The sequence below is a fragment of the Nonomuraea turkmeniaca genome (assembly GCF_005889735.1).
In the GTDB taxonomy this organism is placed as follows: Bacteria; Actinomycetota; Actinomycetes; order Streptosporangiales; family Streptosporangiaceae; genus Nonomuraea; species Nonomuraea turkmeniaca.
The window spans coordinates 1-4,313 of the sequence record NZ_VCKY01000419.1 but is presented as its reverse complement, the minus strand read 5'-3'; the positions used below and the strand labels follow the sequence as shown (position 1 = coordinate 4,313).

The 4,313-nt window shown below is 71.4% G+C and carries 1 protein-coding gene; it reads right to left on the bottom strand.

Annotated elements, in window-relative coordinates; all coding sequences use genetic code 11:
- Positions 1-4,252, bottom strand: a 4,252-nt coding sequence (locus ETD86_RS52740) for a non-ribosomal peptide synthetase (RefSeq protein WP_170223784.1), incomplete at its 3' end; no start/stop codon positions are given.
- Positions 4,253-4,313 lie beyond the last annotated feature (61 nt).

Genomic DNA, 4,313 nt, shown 5'->3' with positions numbered 1-4,313 from the left:
GCGACAGCGTCACCGCCAGCGCCGCCTGCAGCATCATGAACACCGTGACGCCCTCGGAACGGGCCAGCGCCACCATCCGCTCATGCACCTCAGCCGGAATCCGCAACGGCACCCGATGACCGAGATGGCTGGCCGTCGCCGGCCGCGGCCGATCCGTCGGCAGCGCCAACTCCTCCGGCGCACCAGCCAACGCCTCCCGCCAGTAGCCGATCTGCGCCGCCTGCAGACTGCCGGGGTCGGACTCCTCGCCCAGCAACTCCCGCTGCCACAACGCGTAGTCCGCGTACTGCGCCGGCAACGGCTCCCACACCGGAGCCTCACCCCGCATGCGGGCCGCGTACGCGCTGGACAGGTCGCGGCCCAGCGGGGCCGACGACCAGCCGTCGCTGGCGATGTGGTGCATGACGACCACAAGGACCAGCTCGTCGGTCCCGGTCTGGAACAGCGACGCCCGGATCGGCACATCTCTCGACAGATCGAACGCGTGCCGCGTCGTCTGCCGCACCGCCTCGGCCACCTCACCGGCCTCCACCCGGGACACCTGCAGGGCCCAATCCAGCTCCGCCATATCCAGAATGTGCTGATACGGCTCACCGTTCAGAGACGGGAAGACGGTACGCAAGGACTCGTGACGAGCGAGCACATCGCGGAAGGCCGCGTTCAACGCCGCCACGTTCAGCTCGCCCCTCAGCCGAAGCACGACGGGGACGTTGTAGGTCGGGCTCGGACCCTCCAGCTGGCCCAGGAACCACAGCCGCCGCTGCGCGAACGACAGCGGAACGCGTTCCGGACGCGGCCCGGCACGCAAGGGCTCGCGAGTGCGGTCCGTTTCGGTCTCCGCCAGGCGGGCGGCCATCTCCGCCACCGTCGAGACCTCGAAGAGCATCCACAGGGGAACCTCGACACCCAGCACCGCACGGATCCGCGCCACCAGCCGGACCCCGAGCAGCGAGTGACCGCCGAGCTCGAAGAAGTCGTCGTCGACGCCGACCGACTCCACGCCAAGCACTTCCGCGAAGGCCCCGCACAGCAGTTCCTCCTGCACGGTCGCCGGCGGCCGGCCCGACCCGCTGGCGTACTCCGGAGCCGGAAGGGCCTTCCTGTCGAGCTTGCCGTTCACCGTCAGTGGCAGCTCGGCCAGCGTGACCACCGCGGCGGGCACCATGTACTCCGGCAACCGCTGGGCCGCGTACTCCCGCAGCGCACCGCCGTCGACCACGACACGGCCAGTATCGGCGTCGGCGGGCACCACGTACGCCACCAGCCGCTTCTCCCCCGGGTCGTCCTCGCGGGCGATCACGGCGGCCTGGTGCACGTCCGGGTGGGTCCGCAGCACCGCCTCGATCTCGCCCGGCTCGATCCGGAACCCGCGGATCTTCACCTGCTCATCAGCCCGGCCGGCGAACAGCAGCTGCCCGTCGGCGGTCCACTTGGCCAGGTCGCCGGTCCGGTACATCCGCTCACCCGAGCCGCCGAAGGGGCAGGCCACGAACCGCTCACCGGTCAGCCCCGGCCGGCCCGCGTACCCGCGGGCCAGGCCCGTCCCGGCGACGTACAGCTCACCGGCGACGCCCACCGGCACCGGGCTGAGGGTGTCGTCCAGCACGTACAGGCGGGTGTTGGCGATCGGCCCGCCGAACGACACAGGACCCGATCCGTCGGGATCCACCTGCCCCACGGCCGCGATCACCGTGGCCTCGGTCGGGCCGTACGCGTGCACCAGCCGCCGGCCGGCCGCCCACCGGCGGGCCACCGACTCGCTGATCGCCTCCGCGCCGACCACCATGGGCCCGACGTGTGCCAGATCGTCCGGCTCCAGCACGTTCAGCAGCGAGGGCACGACGCTGGCCGCCTGGACTTCCGGCAGCTCCCGCAGCCCCCGCGGCTCGACGCGCTGTTCCTCGCTCGCGATCCACAGCGTCGCCCCGCTCGCCAGCGCCACCACCACGTCCAGAACCGACGCGTCGAAGCCGAACGACGCGAACTGCAGGAGCCCGGCACCCGGCGCGGCGTCCATCAACGGAGCGAACACCGACACCAGGTTCGGGATCGATCCGTGGGAGACCGCGACGCCCTTCGGCGTGCCGGTCGATCCGGAGGTGTAGATCACGTACGCCAGGCCGGCCGGCTCGGCCGGCACCGTAGGCGCGCTGTCCGGCATGGTCGCGAGCTGCGCTCGAACCTCCGGGTCGTCCAGCACGATCATCGGAGCCTCGGTGGCGGCCGTGACCAGCGCACGGGCGCCACTGCTGGTCAGGACGGCGGCCACAGCGGCGTCGTCCAGCACCAGCGCGACACGCTCGGCCGGGTTGCCCGGATCGATCGGCAGGTAGGCCGCACCCGCCTTCCACACGCCCAGGATCGCGATCAGGAGCTCCACCTCGCGCTCCATCACCACGCCCACGACCGACTCGGCGCCCACCCCCAATCCGCGCAGGTGCCGGGCCAGCTGATTCGCCCGTGTGTCCAGTTCCCGGTACGACAGCTCCACCTCGCCGGCCACCACGGCGCGGGTGTCCGGATTGGCGGTCACCTGCCGCTCGAACAGCTCCACGATGTTGGAGTCCGCCACGTCGGCAGCGGTGTCGTTCCAGCGGTTGAGCACCAGGTCACGCTCGCCGGCGTCAAGGATGTCGACGGCGTGCACCCGTGTGCCGGGGGCCGCGGACACGGCCTCGAGCACCCGTTCCAGCCGCCGCACGAGCATCTGGGCAGAGTCCTCGTCGAACAGGTCGGCCGTGACGATCACGAGGCCGCGCAGCCCGGCGGGACGATCCTCGTCGTCGAACGCCTCCCGGACCGCCACGTCGAGGTCGAACTTGGCGGGCACCGTGGCCGGTCTGCCGGCCCGGGCCCCGCGGCCGCCGCGGCGTACTTCGGGCAGTTCCAGTGTCGCGCGGTCCGTGTTCTTCACCAGCAGCGCCACCTGGAACAGCGGGTGCCGTGACAGTGACCGCTCCGGCGCCAGCTCCTCGACCAGCCGCTCGAACGGCACGTCCTGGTGCTCCAGCGCGCCGAGGCTCGTTTCGCGTACGCGGGCAAGCAGCTCGCGGAAGGAGGGGTCCCCTGACAGGTCGGTGCGGATCACCAGGGTGTTGACGAAGAACCCGACGAGGTCGTCCAGCGCTTCGTCGGTGCGCCCGGCCACGGCGGAGCCGATGGGGATGTCGGTGCCTGCTCCCAAGCGGGACAGCAGCACCGACAGAGCGGCATGCATGATCATGAAGGACGTGACGCCTTCGGTCCGGGCCAGCTCCGCCAGCCCCTCGTGCACCTCGGCGGAGACCCGCAACGGCACCGCATACCCGCGGCGGCTCGATACCGCGGGGCGCGGCCGGTCGTAGGGGAGTTCCAGTTCTTCGGGCGCTCCGGCGAGGGTCTGCCGCCAGTAGTCGACCTGGGTCGACAGCAGGCTGCCCGGGTCGGACTCGTCGCCGAGCAGCTGCCGCTGCCACAACGCGTAGTCGGCGTACTGCACCGGCAGCGGCTCCCACACCGGCGCCTCGCCGCGCAGCCGCGCCGCGTACGCGGCCGACACGTCACGGGCCAGGGGAGCCGTCGACCAGCCGTCGCTCGCGATGTGGTGCACGGCCAGCACCAGGACGCGCTCCTCTTGTCCGGTCTCGAACAGCCATCCCCGGATCGGCACCTCGGCCGACAGATCGAACGTGTGCCACGCCGCCTGCTCGACCGTCTCGGCCAGCTCATCGGGCGCGAGCCGGCGTACCTGGAGCTGCCAGTCCAGCTCCTGCGGGTCAAGGATCCGCTGGTACGGCTCACCCTCCACGGCCGGGAAGATCGTCCGCAGCGACTCGTGGCGGGCGATGACGTCCCGCAGCGCCTCGTTCAGCGCCGCGATGTCCAGGGTTCCGGTCAGCGGAAGGATCAGCGGGATGTTGTACGTGGGGCTCGGGCCCTCCAGCTGGGCCAGGAACCACAACCGCTGTTGGGCGAACGACAGCGGCAGCCGCTCCGGCCGTTCGGCCTTTCGCAGGGCCAAGCGGACCTGCTCCTGTTCCGGACCGGCCAGGCGTGCCGCCAACCCCGCCACCGTCGGCGACTCGAACAACATCCGGATCTTCACCTCCGCGCCCAGCCGGGCACGGATGCGCGACAACAACCGGATCGCCAGCAGCGAATGCCCGCCCAGGTCGAAGAAGCTGTCCTCGACCCCCACCGAGTCCAGGCCGAGCACCTGCGCGAACACCTCACACAAGACCGTCTCGGTCTCGCTGGCCGGCCCACGGCTCACGCCCGCACCCTGCTCCGGCGCCGGCAACGCCTTACGATCGAGTTTGCCGTTGGCCGTCAGC